The following is a 16,634-nucleotide window of genomic DNA, read 5'->3' as shown; positions in this document are numbered from 1 at the left end:
GATATTGGTTTTTATGGTATTTCGAACTTTTACGTCGCTGATAAAATTAACAGGTTTGCTGTTATTAGCGACCGGGCTCACTGCCTGCGGTGGCTCTGACGATGACAATTCTGATTATACGTACTCGTATATTCAGTTTTACAACGCTTCTCCGAATAGTGCCACCGTAACCATGCGCGAAGTGGATGGTGACGCTTTTGGCTCTGCGCAATTTGGCGACTCTACGTCACTGATCTCAACTGATTCTGGTGAGCTTGAACTGGAATTTATCCGCACAGACTCTGACGATCAGGAAGTGGTTGTAGAAGAAATGACCATTGACCTGAGAGATGGTTATAAAACCCTTATCGTACTGACTGGTGACTTCAGTCAACCAGAATTCATTGAATTTGAGTTTGAACGGGAATCACTGGATGATCACTTCCGTTTAATGGTGATGAGTACAATGCTAGATGAAAGTCAGTACGATTTTTACCTGAGTGAAGATGGCGACCCCTTCGAAGCGGCAAACTTCTTAGGTACTATTTCTTATCAGGAGTTATCGGAACTTACTTTCTGGGATGGCGATGACGACAGTGACGATTTCGACTCCGGAGAATACACCATTTACCTGACCAACCCCGGCGAAACTGAAGTCCTCTTTGAATCGCAAACACTGTCTTTCAGTTACGATACGGAATATGTTTTAGCGCTAAGGGATATCAGTGGCGCCATTCAAAACGGCATGACTATTGATGCGGTGTTGAACTCTTCTTATGTCACTAACATTACCGACGTAGACGCTGATGCTCAATATCGCATTTACAACAGTTCAAACCTTGATACACCTCTGACGGTTACTTTCGGTGGCAACGACGGCGAAGATGACACGGTATTTACACTGAGTGCAGGTGAGCTATCTGAATTTACTCCCATCAAATACGGTGACTACCGCGTAACAGTGGAAGCGGATAATGGTGAGGTTGCTTCACTTAACAATAAGCTTATCACGTTGAATCAGGCCGAGAGCAAGGCCATTATGATCCACGTGGCTGACAACAAACTCGGTGCTGCTACATTCGTTGAAAGTGGCCTGCCCCAATCCTATGACAAAACCGTTAGTTTTATAAATCTGGTGGGCGAGTTTGAAGATGTTGATTTCTATCTCGTAAGAAGTGACGAAACGATCGATACTGCCGATTACTACACGTTGAATATGGAATTTGGTGAGAGCAATACTGTCGTGTTGCCATCAGATTACTATGAAGTGATTGCCGTCTATGAAGACGAAAACGATGAGCAGGTTCTGCTGGATCGCACGGCCCTGTATGGCTTTACCGAAGACGAAAACTACATCGTCACCGTAGAACCGGCTGAAGACAGCAGTACTGGTTATGAAATAAGAATCTTGTATTAATCCATTGCCCGGTTTGCTGCATGCCGGGTCTGTGTAAAAACGGCGGAAAATTTCTTGTGAATTTTCTGCCGTTTTTTGTTTTGCGTGTTATTCTTGTCACATTAGTACCAATTTGTTATACCAATTTAGTAACCAATTAGTGTAACCAATTTGGGGATAACTAGCTGTCAGTTTCTCTATGGGAAACGACACGACAGTGCTGTATCAGGTAACCGCATCCGCCGATATGAAACTACTCAAAGCGCTACATGCTATTTCTTCTGAAGCCAATACGTCGACCAGTGAAAAACTCCAGCGTCTGTTAAAACTGGGTATTGAAAACCTGGGGCTGGAAATGGGCGTGGTCAGCGATATTCAGGGCGAGATTTATCGCGTGGTAAGCGCGATAACGCCCGACAATAGCATTGAGGAAGGGGCGCAGTTTTCGGTGGGTGACACCTACTGCAAAGACACCTTGCAGGCTAACGCGATTACTGCGTACTACGACGCCAATACCAACCCGGGTAGCCACCATCCCTGTTATCAGAATTTTGAGTTGAAAGCCTATATTGGTATTCCTTACTTTGTGAACGGAAAACGAACCGGCACGGTGAATTTTTCCAGCCCATTGCCTCGCGATACCGACTTCACCCAAAGTGAACTCGACTACGTGGTATTACTCGCCGAGTGGGTGGGCAGTGAGTTGTCACGTCAGGAACAGCTAAACGACTTGCTGGCGTTGCAACACAAACTAGAATATCAGCACCGCTTACATACACATATGGCTGAACTGGCCAAAGTGGGAACCTGGGAAGTTGATTTGACCACAGACACTGTGTATTTGTCTGATACCTTATTGGCGTTGTATGAAGTGCCCGAAGGTTACCCGCTTACCCTTGCGTCCACAATGAAATTTGTCTTGCGCGAAGAGGATTCGGATGCCATTCACGCACTGTTCAGGCAAAGCAGTGAAACCGGGGAGTTGTGGTCGTATGAATTTGAAGCCATATCGCATTCCGGTCGAAGGTTTTGGGTGCAAACCCAGGGGATGCTGGACAAAGGCTACCAAGACGGCGTACGCTTTTTTGGCGCCACCCAGGACGTTACCGAACGGGTACTTGCATCCAAAGAGCTGGAGCGCCGTCATCAGTTCGCCGAACAAGCGTTGCAATCGAGAAGTTTGTTTTTGGCCAATATGAGCCACGAAATTCGCACACCTATCAACGGCGTACTGGGTATGCTGGATGTGCTGGAAAAAACCAGTCTCAAACCCCAACAACAAGAGTATTGCGCCCTCGCAAGGCAAAGTGCAGACAGTTTATTACAAATCATTAATGACGTTCTGGACTTTTCAAAAATTGACGCTGGTGAACTTGAGCTTGAGAGCATGCCAGTTACCATTAGCAGAATTGCTGAAGAACAGTACCGGTTGTTCAGTTTGGCAGCACAGAAAAAGTCGTTGATATTGCATGTGGATACGTCCGCAACAGACGGACTGACAGTAATGGGCGATGCGACCCGTATACGTCAGATCTTTACCAACCTTATCAGTAATGCCATCAAATTCACTGATAAGGGCACCGTGAATATAAAAACCCGAGCCATGCCTCAGGCCGACAACCATTTGCTGGTGCAAATAGTGGTACAAGATAGCGGTGTTGGCATCGCCCCGGAGCATCAATCTGTGATCTTTTCCCCGTTCAGGCAGGGAAATAGCGAAACCACCCGGCGATTTGGCGGCACAGGGTTAGGGCTATCCATTGTGTCGCAAATTGCAGAGCACATGAATGGCGGTATTAGGGTAAACAGCAAGCCGGGTGAGGGGTCTACGTTTATTGTGGCTCTGTCTCTGCCACAAGCTGACGGAGCAAGTGAAAATACCCGGGCAGAAGATAAACCCAACGAGCTAGTGCTCCCAAAAGATGATCTGAAGGGAAAACGCGTTCTTGTGGTAGAAGATAACGAAATAAATCAAATTGTTGTCTCCGAACACCTAAAAGGTTTCGGTATTGCACCTGACATAGCGCAACACGGTGCAGAAGCATTAGAACTGGTCATTCGCAGTCTGACAGTTAATTCGCCTTACGATTTGATACTCATGGATTGTCAGATGCCGGTTATGGACGGCTATGAAGCAGCCAGACAAATACGCAAGCTCGGTGATATTGCGCAGCTGATTCCGGTGATTGCGTTGACGGCAAACGTGTTGGTGGGGGAGCGGGAAAAGTGTATTTTAGCGGGTATGAACGATTATTTGACGAAACCACTTAATTCTATCCAATTTAAACGTTGCATTAATCGTTATTTACTGGCCTAATGCACAACCTGTGATACCGACCCCACGGACCGTGGTTCTTTCCGTGCTTTGGCAGGACAAACCCGACACAGTCTTTTCTTGTCCCGGCAATTTTTCGCTGTTTCCCCGTTCTGCAAATCGTCTAAAAATAATTCACTTTTAAGCTATCACTTGCCAATCTTTTCTGTTATCATTTCGCGCCCTTTTTATGGGGGTAAGTATATAAAAGCAGCAATATCTGTTGTTTTTAGCAGCTAAACGACTCAAATGAGTCTTAATTTTAGAGCGGAGCACTAACATGATCCAAATGCAAACTAACCTGGACGTTGCAGACAACAGCGGCGCTCGCAGGGTTCAGTGTATTAAGGTTCTTGGTGGCTCGCATCGCCGTTATGCACATATCGGTGACATCATCAAAGTTACTGTTAAGGAAGCAATTCCTCGCGGTAAAGTTAAAAAAGGTGACGTACTGAATGCAGTGGTGGTGCGTACTAGAAAAGGCGTTCGTCGTGCTGATGGTTCTACCATCCGTTTTGACGCAAACGCGGCTGTATTGTTGAACAACAATAAGCAACCTATTGGTACGCGTATCTTTGGACCGGTAACCCGTGAGTTGAGAAGTGATAACTTCATGAAAATCATCTCATTGGCCCCAGAGGTACTATAAGGAGTCACGATAATGGCTAGAAAAATTCGTCGTGATGATGAAGTAGTCGTATTAGCGGGTAAAGATAAAGGCAAACAAGGCAAAGTCCTGAAAGTGCTGGTATCTGAAGACCGTGTAGTTGTAGAAGGTGTAAACCTTGTCAAGAAACACCAAAAGCCAAACCCACAACTGGGCGAAGCTGGCGGTATTATTGAAAAAGAAGCATCTCTGCACGTTTCTAATGTAGCGGTAGTTAACCCGGCAACGGGCAAAGCTGATCGCGTTGGTTTCCGTAATGAAGACGGTAAGAAAGTTCGTTTCTTTAAGTCTAACGGCGAACTTGTTTAATTAATTGGAGAGTACGATGGCGAAACTGCATGATTTCTATAAAGAAACGGTAGTAGCTGACCTTGCTAAGCAGTTCAGTTACCAAAGCGTCATGCAAGTCCCTCGGATTGAAAAAATCACCTTAAACATGGGTTTAGGTGAAGCTGTAGCAGACAAAAAAGTTTTAGAAAACGCAACTGCTGATATGGAAGCAATTGCCGGCCAAAAGCCTATTGTAACTGTTGCGCGTAAATCTGTAGCGGGTTTTAAAATCCGTGAAGGTTATCCGATTGGCTGTAAAGTAACCCTGCGTGGCGAGCGTATGTGGGAATTTTTAGAGCGTTTGATTTCAATCGCAATTCCTCGTGTACGTGACTTCCGTGGCCTGAGTTCAAAATCTTTTGACGGTCGTGGAAACTACAGCATGGGCGTTCGTGAACAAATCATCTTCCCTGAAATCGATTTCGATAAAGTGGATAAAGTTCGCGGTATGGATATCACTATCACTACCAGCGCAAACACTGATGATGAAGCACGTGCTCTGTTGACCGCGTTCAACTTCCCATTCAAAAAATAAGGGGTGTAGGGTTATGGCAAAAGAATCAATGAAGGCACGCGAAGTAAAACGTACAAAGCTCGTTGCTAAGTACGCTGAAAAACGCGCCGCACTAAAAGCGATTATCAGCGATGTTAACGCCTCTGAAGAAGAGCGTTGGGATGCTGTACTGAAGCTACAACAACTGCCACGTGACAGCAGTAAAGCACGCCAGCAGAACCGCTGCCGCGTAACTGGTCGTCCACATGGTTACCTACGCAAATTTGGTCTGAGCCGTATTAAGCTTCGCGAAGCTGCAATGCGCGGTGAAGTCCCTGGCTTGAAAAAAGCCAGCTGGTAAGGAGTAGCTGAAAATGAGTATGCAAGATCCTATCGCGGATATGTTTACCCGCATCCGTAACGGCCAAATGGCAGAGAAAGTGTCTGTGACAATGCCTTCTTCAAAACTTCGCGTAGCAATTTGTGAAGTACTGAAAGCTGAAGGTTACATCACTGACTTCGCTGCATCTGGTGACGTTAAGCCTGTTTTGGAAGTTACGCTGAAGTACTTCGAAGGCAAGCAAGTAATCGACACAATTGAACGTGTAAGCCGTCCTGGTCTGCGCATCTATAAGAAAAAAGATGAGCTGCCAAAAGTAATGGGTGGTTTAGGCGTGGCTATCGTGTCAACTTCTAAAGGTGTGATGACTGACCGTGCTGCGCGTAAAGCTGGCATGGGCGGTGAGATCATCGGTTATGTAGCGTAATCGGAGGAGTTGAAATGTCACGAGTAGCAAAAGCCCCTGTGAACGTAGCTTCAGGCGTTGAGATTAAAATCAATGGCCAGGAAGTAAGTGTTAAGGGAAGTAAAGGCACACTGGTACGTGTATTCAACGACGCTGTTGAAGTTGTACAAGAAGAGAACCAACTGAAAGCTCTGCCTCGCGAAGGTTTTGCTGACGCTTGGGCTCAGGCTGGTACGGTTCGCGCTTTGTTGAACAGCATGGTTCAAGGTGTGTCACAAGGTTTCGAGAAAAAACTGCAATTACAAGGTGTTGGTTACCGTGCTCAGGCACAAGGTGCCAAACTGAACCTGACTTTAGGTTTTTCACACCCTGTAGTTTACGAAATGCCAGCAGGCATTACAGTTGAAACGCCTACACAAACTGAAATCGTCGTTAAAGGCGCCGATAAGCAGGTTGTAGGACAGGTTGCGGCGAACATCCGTGCTTACCGTCCACCAGAGCCTTATAAAGGTAAAGGTGTTCGCTATGCAGATGAACAAGTTCGTCGTAAAGAAGCTAAGAAAAAGTAGGTGGGTGATACGATGGATAAGAAAACATCACGCTTGCGTCGCGCAACTCGCGCACGCGCTAAAATCCGTGAATTGGCCGCGCATCGCCTGGTAGTAAACCGTACACCTCGCCACATCTATGCTCAGTTGATCGCGCCTAGCGGTTCTGAGGTGTTGGCAGCGGCTTCTACCGTTGAGAAAGATCTGGCCAAAGATCTGAAATCAACCGGTAACGCTGAAGCAGCAGCTATTGTTGGTAAAGCAATCGCTGAACGTGCAATCGAAAAAGGCATCAAAGATGTGGCTTTCGATCGCAGCGGTTTCAAATACCACGGTCGCGTAAAAGCATTAGCTGATGCAGCTCGCGAAGCTGGTCTTCAGTTCTAGGAGTGAAGAATAATGGCTAAACAAGAAGCTCAAAACGGTGAATTTTTAGAGAAATTGATTGCCGTTAACCGCGTATCTAAAGTGGTTAAAGGTGGTCGTATCTTTAGTTTCACTGCATTGACAGTAGTGGGTGACGGCAACGGCCGTGTTGGTTTTGGTTACGGTAAAGCGCGTGAAGTGCCAGCTGCAATCCAAAAAGCGATGGAAAAAGCCCGTCGCAACATGGTTAGTATTGACCTTAACGGTCATACGTTGCAACACCCAATCAAAGGTCGTCACTCTGGCTCGAAAGTTTACATGCAGCCAGCATCTGAAGGTACCGGTATTATTGCCGGTGGTGCGATGCGTGCAGTACTTGAAGTGGCTGGTGTGCAGAACGTACTTTCAAAATGCTACGGCTCTACAAACCCAATCAACGTTGTTCGTGCAACCGTTAACGCGCTGACTGAGATGAACTCTCCAGCGGGTATTGCAGCGAAGCGTGGATTGTCTGTAGATGAAATTTTGGGGTAATCAGACATGGCAACGATTAAAGTAAAGCAAACTAAAAGTGCAATTGGCCGCTTGCCAAAGCACAAAGCGACGCTTAAAGGCTTAGGTCTTCGTAAAATCAACCATGTCCGTGAACTGGAAGACACCCCAGCAGTACGTGGCATGATCAACCGTGTAAATTACATGGTTGAGATCGTGGAGGAGTAAGACATGCGTTTAAATACAATTTCTCCAGCAGAAGGTTCAAAACCAGCAGCTAAGCGCGTAGGTCGTGGTATCGGTTCTGGTCTGGGTAAAACGGGTGGACGTGGTCACAAAGGCCAAACCAGTCGTTCAGGCGGTTCCATTAAGCCAGGCTTTGAAGGCGGTCAAATGCCAATTCAGCGCCGTCTGCCTAAATTTGGTTTCACATCTCGTAAGAGCTTTGTTTCCGACCAGGTAACACTGACTGAAATCGCCAAGGTAGAGGGTGATACCGTTTCTCTGGATACTTTGAAAGCAGCCGGTCTTGTTAAGAAAGACGTGTTGTTCGTAAAAGTAGTTAAGAGTGGCGAAGTATCGCGCGCTGTTACAGTTAGCGGGTTAAAGGTTACTAAAGGCGCTCTTGCAGCGATTGAAGCCGCCGGCGGTAAAGTAGAGGAATAAGCTAGATGGCTAAACCAGGATTGGATTCAGGCGCGAAAAGCGGCTTGAGTGAGCTGAAGTCAAGGTTGTTGTTCGTACTCGGTGCGATCGTCGTATTCAGACTGGGCTCTTATGTGCCTATTCCTGGCATCGACGCAGCAGTACTTGCTGAGTTGTTTGAGCAACAAAAAGGTACCATCGTAGAGATGTTTAACATGTTCTCCGGTGGTGCGCTTGAGCGTGCATCCGTTCTGGCTTTGGGCATTATGCCATACATTACTGCATCCATTATTATGCAGTTGCTCACGGTGGTTCATCCACCGATGATGGAGCTTAAAAAAGAAGGCGAAGCAGGCCGCAAAAAGATCAGTCAGTACACGCGTTATTTAACGTTAGTGCTGGCTACTTTCCAATCTATTGGTATTGCGACAAACCTGCCTAACCTGATTAATGGTTTGGTTATAGACCCTGGCTTCGGATTCTACTTTACAGCGGTGGTCAGCTTAGTCACGGGAACCATGTTCCTGATGTGGTTAGGTGAGCAAATTACCGAAAGAGGTATCGGTAACGGTATCTCTATATTGATCTTTGCTGGAATTGTTGCCGGTTTGCCAACAGCGATTGGCCAAACTGCGGAACAGGCAAGACAGGGCGACATTAATCTGTTGTTCCTGATGTTGATTGGCGTCATTGTCGTCGGTCTGATTTACCTGGTTGTGTTCGTAGAGCGCGCCCAGCGTCGTATTGTTGTGAATTACGCGAAGCGTCAGCAGGGCCGTAAGGTTTATGCAGCGCAAAGCACACACTTACCGCTAAAGGTAAACATGGCTGGTGTTATTCCACCAATCTTTGCATCCAGCATCATTTTGTTCCCGTCAACCATTGCAGGTTGGTTTGGGCAGAATGAATCTACAGCGTGGCTACAGGACATCGCGTTAATGTTGTCTCCAGGCCAGCCGTTGTACGTGATGTTGTACGCAACCGCGATTATCTTCTTCTGCTTCTTCTACACGGCGTTGGTATTCAACCCACGTGAAACGGCAGACAATTTGAAGAAGTCTGGTGCGTTTATCCCTGGTATCCGTCCGGGTGAACAAACGTCGCGTTATATCGATAAGGTAATGACTCGTCTGACACTGGCAGGCGCACTTTACATAACCTTTATTTGTTTGGTGCCTGAATTCATGTTGATCGCGTGGAATGTGCCGTTCTACTTCGGTGGTACGTCGCTTCTGATAATCGTGGTTGTCATCATGGACTTTATGGCACAGGTGCAGACACATTTGATGAGTAGTCAGTATGAGTCTGTTCTGAAGAAAGCTAATCTAAAGGGCTACGGCCGCTAAGATTAGTGCACAACGGAGTGATGTAATGAAAGTTCGTGCATCAGTAAAGAAGATTTGCCGTAACTGCAAAATCATCAAGCGCAACGGTGTTGTGCGAGTAATTTGCAGCTCTGACCCTAAGCACAAGCAGCGTCAAGGCTAATCGAAAACGCGGTTTAAATTCGAAATGTAAGCTGAACCTCATACTGGGTTCAGCTTGCTCTATTTCGATATTATGAACCTTATGTTGCAATTTTGTCGTCGGGTAAGTATCCTATCGGGCTTTTTAGGTCGTCGACATTAAATTTAAGAGGAGTGCTGTTAATGGCCCGTATCGCTGGCATTAACATTCCTGAACACAAGCACACTGTCATCGCGCTTCAAGCGATATACGGTGTAGGCGCAACTCGTGCTAAAGAGATCTGTGCTAACGCTGGTGTTGCAGAATCAACAAAAGTAAAAGAGCTTGACGAAGCGACTGTAGAGAAGCTTCGTGAAGAAGTGGCAAAGTTCACCGTTGAAGGTGATCTGCGTCGTGAAGTGTCTATGAGCATCAAACGTTTGATGGACCTGGGTTGCTTCCGTGGTATTCGCCACCGTCGTAGCTTGCCTCTACGTGGACAGCGTACTAAAACTAATGCGCGTACCCGTAAAGGTCCTCGTAAGCCAATTAAGAAGTAAGCGGGGGAGATAAGTTATGGCAAAACAACCTACTCGTACTACGCGTAAACGCGCAAAACGTCAGGTTGCAGACGGTATGGCTCATATCCATGCGTCTTTCAACAACACAATTGTGACTATCACTGACCGTCAAGGCAATGCATTAGCATGGGCGACATCAGGTGGTTCAGGTTTCCGTGGTTCACGTAAATCAACCCCTTTTGCTGCACAGGTTGCTGCTGAGCGTGCTGGCGTAGCCGCACAAGACTACGGTCTGAAAAACCTTGAAGTTTTCGTTAAAGGTCCAGGTCCAGGCCGTGAGTCTGCGATCCGTGCACTTAACGCAACTGGTTACAAGATCACAAACATTACCGATGTGACGCCTATTCCTCACAACGGTTGTCGTCCACCGAAAAAACGTCGCGTTTAATCGCCGGACAGTTGGAGAAAGAACATGGCAAGATATTTGGGTCCAAAACTCAAACTTAGCCGTCGTGAAGGAACAGACCTGTTCCTGAAAAGCGGCGTTCGCGCAATCGATTCTAAATGTAAAATCGATAATGCGCCTGGTCAGCATGGTGCCCGTCGCGGCCGTTTGTCTGATTACGGTGTACAGCTGCGTGAAAAACAAAAAGTTCGTCGTATGTATGGCGTTCTGGAAAAGCAATTCCGTAACTACTATAAAGAAGCTGCACGTTTGAAAGGCAACACCGGTGAAAACCTGTTGCAATTGCTTGAGCAGCGTCTGGATAACGTAGTTTACCGGATGGGATTTGCCAGTACTCGTGCTGAAGCGCGTCAGCTGGTAAGCCACAAGGCGATCATGGTAAATGGTCAAGTTGTGAACATTCCATCTTTTAACGTTTCTGCCGAAGACGTGGTTTCTGTTCGTGAAAAGGCTAAGAAGCAAGCGCGTATCGTCGCTGCTTTGGAACTGGCTGACCAACGTGAGAAGCCAACCTGGATTGAAGTAGACAGCACTAAAATGGAAGGCACGTTTAAACGCGTTCCTGAAAGAACTGATTTGTCTGCTGAAATTAACGAACAGTTGATCGTCGAACTTTACTCTAAGTAAAGATAACTAAAGAGGAAGCATTGTGGGTTCTGTGACTGAATTCCTGAAACCGAGATTAGTTGAGATCGAAAACGTTTCTCCTACTCGTGCCAAAGTAACTTTGGAACCCCTGGAGCGAGGCTTTGGCCACACTCTGGGTAACGCCCTTCGCCGCATTTTGCTGTCATCCATGCCCGGATGTGCGGTAACAGAGGTTGAAATTGATGGCGTGTTACACGAGTACAGCACCAAAGAAGGTGTGCAGGAAGATGTCATCGAGATTCTTCTGAATCTGAAAGGTTTAGCGGTTCGCCTTGAAGGTAAAACTGAGGCAACCCTGACAATAGTGAAATCTGGCGCTGGCCCTGTTGTTGCTGGTGATATTCAGCATGACGGTGACGTAGAAATCGTCAATCCTGAGCATGTCATTTGTACTTTAACCGGCGAAACTGATATCAGTATGCGCATTAAAGTAGAAACGGCTCGCGGTTACGTTCCTGCTGCTACTCGTCGCTCCTCCGAGGAAGATGATCGTCCAATTGGTCGTTTGTTAGTTGATGCTTCATTCAGCCCAGTTGAACGTATTGCTTACTCTGTTGAGTCTGCTCGTGTTGAACAACGCACAGACCTAGACAAGCTAATCATTGACATGGAAACGAATGGTACTTTGGATCCTGAAGAAGCGATCCGCCGCGCAGCTACAATTTTAGCTGAGCAATTAGACGCCTTCGTTGACTTACGTGACGTTTCTGAACCTGTTCAGAAAGAAGAGAAGCCGGAGTTCGATCCGATTCTGTTGCGTCCTGTTGATGACCTGGAACTGACAGTACGTTCTGCTAACTGTTTGAAAGCAGAAGCTATCCAGTATATTGGTGACCTGGTACAGCGCACTGAGGTTGAGCTACTTAAAACGCCAAACCTCGGTAAGAAATCGCTAACTGAAATCAAAGACGTGTTAGCCTCTCGCGGTCTTTCTCTGGGCATGCGCCTGGAAAACTGGCCACCAGAGAGCATCGCTGAGAAAGATTAATCAGGTTTTTATCAAACTGATTTGTAGAGAAGGATAAAACTATGCGCCATCGTAAGAGTGGTCGTCAGTTGAATCGCAACAGCAGCCATCGTCAAGCTATGTTTAAAAACATGGCCGGCTCTTTGGTCAAGCACGAAGTGATCAAAACGACGTTACCAAAAGCGAAAGAATTACGTCGCGTAATCGAGCCTTTAATCACACTGGCTAAACAAGACAGCGTTGCAAACCGCCGTCTGGCTATGGCCCGCACAGGTGATAAAGAGGTAGTAGGTAAACTGTTCAACGAGCTTGGTCCTCGTTACGAAGCTCGCCCAGGCGGTTATACTCGCATTATGAAATGCGGTTTCCGTACTGGCGACAATGCGCCAATGGCGTTTGTTGAACTGGTAGACCGTCCTGTTGAAGAAGTTTCTGAAGAAGCTGAAGCAGCAGAAGAGTAAAAATATACTCAATTAGAAAAAGGCCGGTGTAAAACACCGGCCTTTTTATTTTCGGCCCTTTCAACTTACATAGTATAGCTGATTGCCTGAGAAGGTAGCAGCGAATACAAATTCCGGTAGTTCAATTGCGTTTGTCGTGTCCACCGTCTTACCGCTTCTTTAAACTGTGAGTGACATTCTTTAAGCCAACTTCTACAGATTTGCTGAGGTGCGTCTGATGCCAAGACTACAAGCCAGTGAGCGTTACAGTCAATGTACGGAATAGCATTGCAATTGATGTGATAAATAGCGCAAATGCTTAAACAACAAAATGAAAAGTGCTATTTCTATTGGATGAGGTTACGATGATAAAAAGAGAGGTAGTCAGTGCCGTAACTGCAATTGACGAGGTCAGCACTGACTGAGACTAGTTATTGATCTTCGGATGTGGTATCAGGGTAGTCGACACTAAAGCCGTCGAACGTTCTGATTTTCCAATACTCTGCCATATTCATCAATTTGCTGATTTCATCAACAAACAGCTCTTCATCGTATATTTGTGTTTTTTGGATGTACAGCCAATACATGTCACCGTTAACACTGCTTTCCAATGCCACCGGCCAGAACTCAAGCATATGTGCAGTTTGGGTGAAATCTTCAAGGGTAGACATCACCTTGGCAGTAAAGCGAAATTCCCATTTATACGGTTTCGTTAAATCAATGCCGCTTTCTTTGATTTTTGCAAACTGTTCGCGCAATTCGTCCTTTGTTAAATAGCCTTCCATTACATAGCGTACTTTACCGCTCTTGTCGTCTACTACCGCATTGGCTTTGGGTTCCTCAACCGCAGTAGCTTGTGAGGCCTCGCCTGCAGCGTTTTGGGATGGTTCGACCTGAATAGGTTCGACCTGAGTAGTATTGTCTGAGGCACAACCGCTAAGTAATAGGCTGGCAAGCGCCAGAGGTATCAAACGCATGTATATTTATCTCCACCATGTTGCGAAAAAATTAAAACACGAAAGTCGTTAAAATTACTCGTACATTATTTCTAATTGCTTTTTAAATGCCTCAGTGACGGCGTTAGCATCGTCATTGTCTTTAACAACATAAGGCGCAATCAGAACCATCAGCTCGGTTCTGTCTGATGTATCTTTTGTGTCTGTAAATAGTTTACCGACAATGGGTAGGTCACCGAAAAATGGCACTTTAGACCCACCGGATGTCTTTGTATTCTGAATAAGGCCTCCCACCAATACAGAGCCGCCGTCCTGAATACTGAGTGACGTTGACACTGAGCGGGAAGAAATTGTAGGTGTGGTGGTGCTACCAGTGGCACTACTTTGGCTTATTTCTTGTGTAAGGGTAATATTGACTTGCCCACCGGCAAACACGATAGGTTCTACTGATAAGTTGTTACCGGTTTTTCGATATTGAATTTCCTGGGTCACCGCGCCGCCTTCTGTACTCGTTTGGGAAGCGGTGAGAATGGGAATTTCGTCACCAACATTAATGGTGGCTATCTGGCCGCTGCGAACCAAAATGCGGGGTGTTTGCAAAATGTTTACCTTGCTGTCAGTGGCAAGCATTGACAACACGGCACGGGTATAGCCTGAAGAGCTTATTGGGTAAAACGATAAACCGGCTTCGGTAATAGATATGGAGTCGGGCGTAGTTGTGCCAAAAAGGTTGGAATTCACGTTGTTAATGGCCCAATCCACACCGAAGGTGAAGTCATCGCTTAAACGCACTTCTGCAACAATAACTTCTATTAACACCTGCAATGGCTTTTGATCTAGTCGCTCAATGGCGGGTAGCATGGTGACCCAGTCGCTGTTCGTTCCGTAAAACAACAAAGCATTGCGACTTTCATCAACAACCAGCCTGCCCCGTTGTGTCGTGGATGACTTTTTACCACCGTCTGCCTCACCATCTTCGTCTGAAGAGGCAAAGCCATTTGACAACAACTGATTCATTGATTCGGCGATGTCTTCTGCGGCTGTATTTTTCACCTGATAATAGAAAACGTTGTTCCCTTTTGTCTTTTTAAGCGGCTTGTCGAGATCTTCCACCCATTCTGCCACGTAAGAAAGAACCTGCTCATCGTTGGCAAAAACAATAATACTGTTGGTTTCTTCTATCGTGAACAGACTAATCGCGCCGGGCTTGCCTTCTCGGGCGTGGTAACCTTGGGCTCCCAACATTTCAGTCAGGCGTTTGGAAAGGGTATCTGCGCCCAGGTATTTAGGCTCGATTCGCATACTGTGCCGGCCGCGCATAAGTGGCTGATCGACCAGTCTAACCACTTCTGCAGCTTGTTTGACCACGTCCAAAGACCCTCTTAGCCACACTGCGTTGCGTTCAGGGTCAGAGCTAAATTTTGCGTTTTGCCCTTCAAATGCCTGTGCTAACCAACCCACGGCGCGCTGGGCTTCTACGACCTTTAAATCCATCAAAAAGAAAACCGGCCTGTGAGTGGTCGGCACTGTGGGAAGGGCTTCCCCGCTAATAAGAATAGGCGGCTCAGATGATGCGCCAGCGGGTGAAAACTCAACGTTTATCAGCCCGTCAACATTCTTGAGGGTTACGCCGTAGGCAGTTAGTACCGTTTGTACTGTTTTATAGAGTTCCCTTGGAGACAGAGGTTTCTCAATATTAAGTGTCACCAAATCGCTTTTGTTTTCGAGTTTAGGGTCAAGGTGATATGACAACCCCATACGACGGCCAAGCACTTCGTGTATAAATTCAGGCAAGGGAAGACCGGCTACATTAAGAGCAATGGGTTGCCCTTCAATATCCATCGCATCTTCAAAGCTCAAAGCCGAAGTCAGCGCTTCTTGTTGTGGCGGTTTGGGTAAGGAGCGGCTGATGCGTTGTTGATTTGAACTGCTGTTAACCTCCTCTGTGCCATCATTGCTACCGGAGGTATTACTCTTGTTAGTATTCACTTCCAGTGGGTTAGGTGAATTATCAAATTCACGCACGACTGAACATGACGAAAGTGAAATAGCGACGAATACGGTTAACAATTTGTTCAATTGCATAAGAGTTAATTTTCTACACTGCATTTGTTTTGGACTTCCATCACTGTATATGTATAGGGGTTTTAACGCTATTCATATAAGCGCTTTCTGTTAGTAACACCATTGAGTTCATACTCAACGTAATCTTTTGTTATCGCAATAAGCCTGGCCCCATTAGGTAAACTGTCGCCTTCGGCAAACCTGCCAAATCGGTCCTGAGTAACTTCTTTGGCCTCACTGTCTAAATCGATGATGGCTTCAAAAGTACCATTTTCAACAATGATGCCTTTCAATGACCAGGCCGTATCTTGTATCGCCTGCTCAGTAGGTTGTTTGGCTCCCCAGATGGAACCCTTCATGAGTTTTTCAATTTGTTTGTTGTCCAGATCTGCGAACCGAAAGGCAGATGCCTGCCAGGTGGACTCCCGTTCTTGCCACTCTACAGGTGAGATATCAGGTTTTTGCGTTACCGCTGCCAGAAAAGCAACCAGGCAGATGAAAATGCATGCGACCCAAAATAGCTTTGTTCGAAGTAGATGCGAAAATGACATTATTGGTTAGACCCATCTATTTTAAAATAGGAAGCAATCATAATTCGATGAACGGGCCTCGTTCTTTGACTTATCTCCATGCGTTCAACGATGACTTGCGGCGTATGAGTTTCCACATCACGCAGAAAATTCAAACTATTTTCAACATCAAACACAGTGTCAATTTGCCCTGCTATGCGGTACAGATTGCTCTGGCCCTCGACCGGTAGTGGGTCTTCGAGCCTTATTTGTACCTGATCTAACTCGTGCTTCTGAGACCAATCACTCAGCGTCTGGTAAAGCGTTGCTTTTGCGGTACCTGTGGTTGCGGCCAGCCAAAATGCGCTGTCGAGACGCTGTGACAGCGCAGTCAGCCCCTCTGCGCGATCAAACCACTGTTTCTCGCTCGCCGTTCTTACAATTTTTGATTCTCTTTCAAGGGCTGATGCAATATCTGACCTGATTTCCTGGTTGTATTCGCTAAGTACCAGCAGCGGATAGCAAACGAGTATCACCAGGATCAGCCACAAGCTAATTCTGAGTCTTTGATTGTTTCTGGTTTGTTCAACAGCTTGTTGCCATTGAGATATTAGTTCTCTTTTAAAATTGTCCATACCTGA

Annotated in this window: 23 protein-coding genes; 19 read left to right on the top strand and 4 right to left on the bottom strand. The window is 46.4% G+C overall.

The features are described 5' to 3' along the window. Positions 1–13: 13 nt before the first annotated feature. From KO518_RS16615 to rplQ, 19 genes are all read left to right on the top strand, one after another. Entirely contained in the window at positions 14–1,396 is a 1,383-nt protein-coding gene (locus tag KO518_RS16615; RefSeq protein ID WP_216026986.1) for a DUF4397 domain-containing protein, read from the top strand. Positions 1,397–1,574: 178 nt separating this feature from the next. Continuing rightward, entirely contained in the window at positions 1,575–3,692 is a 2,118-nt protein-coding gene (locus KO518_RS16610; RefSeq protein WP_216026985.1) for an ATP-binding protein, read from the top strand. 277 nt (positions 3,693–3,969) lie between these two features. Continuing rightward, positions 3,970–4,338 carry a 50S ribosomal protein L14 gene (rplN, locus tag KO518_RS16605; RefSeq protein ID WP_216026984.1) on the top strand — a complete coding sequence of 123 codons (369 nt, stop codon included), beginning with the start codon at positions 3,970–3,972 and terminating at the stop codon, positions 4,336–4,338. Between the two features lie 12 nt (positions 4,339–4,350). After that, complete coding sequence (gene rplX / locus KO518_RS16600; RefSeq protein ID WP_216026983.1) at positions 4,351–4,665, top strand: 50S ribosomal protein L24; 315 nt, start codon at positions 4,351–4,353, stop codon at positions 4,663–4,665. A 16-nt stretch (positions 4,666–4,681) separates the two neighbouring features. Further along, positions 4,682–5,221, top strand: a complete 540-nt coding sequence (gene rplE, locus KO518_RS16595) for a 50S ribosomal protein L5 (protein ID WP_216026982.1) — start codon at positions 4,682–4,684, stop codon at positions 5,219–5,221. A gap of 13 nt (positions 5,222–5,234) precedes the next feature. After that, positions 5,235–5,540, top strand: coding sequence for a 30S ribosomal protein S14 (rpsN, locus tag KO518_RS16590; RefSeq protein ID WP_216026981.1), 306 nt, complete (start codon positions 5,235–5,237; stop codon positions 5,538–5,540). Between the two features lie 13 nt (positions 5,541–5,553). Then, on the top strand, positions 5,554–5,946 hold the full coding sequence (gene rpsH / locus KO518_RS16585; RefSeq protein WP_216026980.1) for a 30S ribosomal protein S8: 393 nt from the start codon (positions 5,554–5,556) through the stop codon (positions 5,944–5,946). A 14-nt stretch (positions 5,947–5,960) separates the two neighbouring features. Next, complete coding sequence (gene rplF, locus KO518_RS16580; RefSeq protein WP_216026979.1) at positions 5,961–6,494, top strand: 50S ribosomal protein L6; 534 nt, start codon at positions 5,961–5,963, stop codon at positions 6,492–6,494. Between the two features lie 12 nt (positions 6,495–6,506). Beyond that, positions 6,507–6,860 (top strand): 50S ribosomal protein L18, encoded by a 354-nt coding sequence (gene rplR, locus KO518_RS16575; protein ID WP_216026978.1) that lies wholly within the window; start codon positions 6,507–6,509, stop codon positions 6,858–6,860. A gap of 12 nt (positions 6,861–6,872) precedes the next feature. Next, positions 6,873–7,373, top strand: a complete 501-nt coding sequence (rpsE, locus tag KO518_RS16570; protein WP_216026977.1) for a 30S ribosomal protein S5 — start codon at positions 6,873–6,875, stop codon at positions 7,371–7,373. A gap of 6 nt (positions 7,374–7,379) precedes the next feature. After that, positions 7,380–7,559: a 50S ribosomal protein L30 gene (rpmD, locus tag KO518_RS16565; protein WP_044058207.1), complete on the top strand. Its 180-nt coding sequence runs from the start codon at positions 7,380–7,382 to the stop codon at positions 7,557–7,559. Positions 7,560–7,562: 3 nt separating this feature from the next. Further along, on the top strand, positions 7,563–7,997 hold the full coding sequence (gene rplO, locus KO518_RS16560) for a 50S ribosomal protein L15 (RefSeq protein ID WP_216026976.1): 435 nt from the start codon (positions 7,563–7,565) through the stop codon (positions 7,995–7,997). 5 nt (positions 7,998–8,002) lie between these two features. After that, a complete protein-coding gene (secY, locus tag KO518_RS16555; protein ID WP_216026975.1) occupies positions 8,003–9,322 on the top strand; it encodes a preprotein translocase subunit SecY in 1,320 nt (439 codons plus the stop codon). Between the two features lie 25 nt (positions 9,323–9,347). Further along, positions 9,348–9,464 carry a 50S ribosomal protein L36 gene (gene rpmJ / locus KO518_RS16550; protein ID WP_073325329.1) on the top strand — a complete coding sequence of 39 codons (117 nt, stop codon included), beginning with the start codon at positions 9,348–9,350 and terminating at the stop codon, positions 9,462–9,464. Between the two features lie 161 nt (positions 9,465–9,625). After that, positions 9,626–9,982, top strand: coding sequence for a 30S ribosomal protein S13 (rpsM, locus tag KO518_RS16545; protein ID WP_119499874.1), 357 nt, complete (start codon positions 9,626–9,628; stop codon positions 9,980–9,982). 16 nt (positions 9,983–9,998) lie between these two features. Next, entirely contained in the window at positions 9,999–10,391 is a 393-nt protein-coding gene (gene rpsK, locus KO518_RS16540) for a 30S ribosomal protein S11 (RefSeq protein ID WP_216026974.1), read from the top strand. Between the two features lie 24 nt (positions 10,392–10,415). Beyond that, positions 10,416–11,036, top strand: a complete 621-nt coding sequence (gene rpsD / locus KO518_RS16535) for a 30S ribosomal protein S4 (RefSeq protein WP_216026973.1) — start codon at positions 10,416–10,418, stop codon at positions 11,034–11,036. Between the two features lie 19 nt (positions 11,037–11,055). Then, positions 11,056–12,045, top strand: a complete 990-nt coding sequence (gene rpoA / locus KO518_RS16530; RefSeq protein WP_216027050.1) for a DNA-directed RNA polymerase subunit alpha — start codon at positions 11,056–11,058, stop codon at positions 12,043–12,045. Positions 12,046–12,086: 41 nt separating this feature from the next. Continuing rightward, positions 12,087–12,485, top strand: a complete 399-nt coding sequence (gene rplQ, locus KO518_RS16525) for a 50S ribosomal protein L17 (RefSeq protein ID WP_216026972.1) — start codon at positions 12,087–12,089, stop codon at positions 12,483–12,485. A gap of 410 nt (positions 12,486–12,895) precedes the next feature. Here rplQ and KO518_RS16520 read toward each other — a convergent pair whose 3' ends face one another. The 4 genes from KO518_RS16520 to KO518_RS16505 all read right to left on the bottom strand — a co-directional run bounded on the left by KO518_RS16520 (position 12,896) and on the right by KO518_RS16505 (position 16,628). Further along, positions 12,896–13,441, bottom strand: coding sequence for a ribonuclease E inhibitor RraB (locus KO518_RS16520; RefSeq protein WP_216026971.1), 546 nt, complete (start codon positions 13,439–13,441; stop codon positions 12,896–12,898). Between the two features lie 54 nt (positions 13,442–13,495). Next, positions 13,496–15,505, bottom strand: coding sequence for a secretin N-terminal domain-containing protein (locus tag KO518_RS16515; protein WP_216026970.1), 2,010 nt, complete (start codon positions 15,503–15,505; stop codon positions 13,496–13,498). A gap of 68 nt (positions 15,506–15,573) precedes the next feature. Next, the gene (locus tag KO518_RS16510; RefSeq protein WP_216026969.1) at positions 15,574–16,035 is read right to left on the bottom strand and encodes a hypothetical protein; all 462 of its coding nucleotides are present in this window, start codon (positions 16,033–16,035) and stop codon (positions 15,574–15,576) included. Further along, positions 16,035–16,628 carry a hypothetical protein gene (locus tag KO518_RS16505; RefSeq protein ID WP_216026968.1) on the bottom strand — a complete coding sequence of 198 codons (594 nt, stop codon included), beginning with the start codon at positions 16,626–16,628 and terminating at the stop codon, positions 16,035–16,037. The genes KO518_RS16510 and KO518_RS16505 overlap by 1 nt, the downstream gene beginning before the upstream one ends. Positions 16,629–16,634 lie beyond the last annotated feature (6 nt).

Origin of the sequence: Aestuariibacter sp. A3R04 (genome assembly GCF_018860805.1) — a bacterium.
In the GTDB taxonomy this organism is placed as follows: domain Bacteria; phylum Pseudomonadota; class Gammaproteobacteria; order Enterobacterales; family Alteromonadaceae; genus Alteromonas.
The sequence above is the reverse complement of the archived record's forward strand: the minus strand, read 5'-3'. Positions and strand labels throughout refer to the sequence as shown.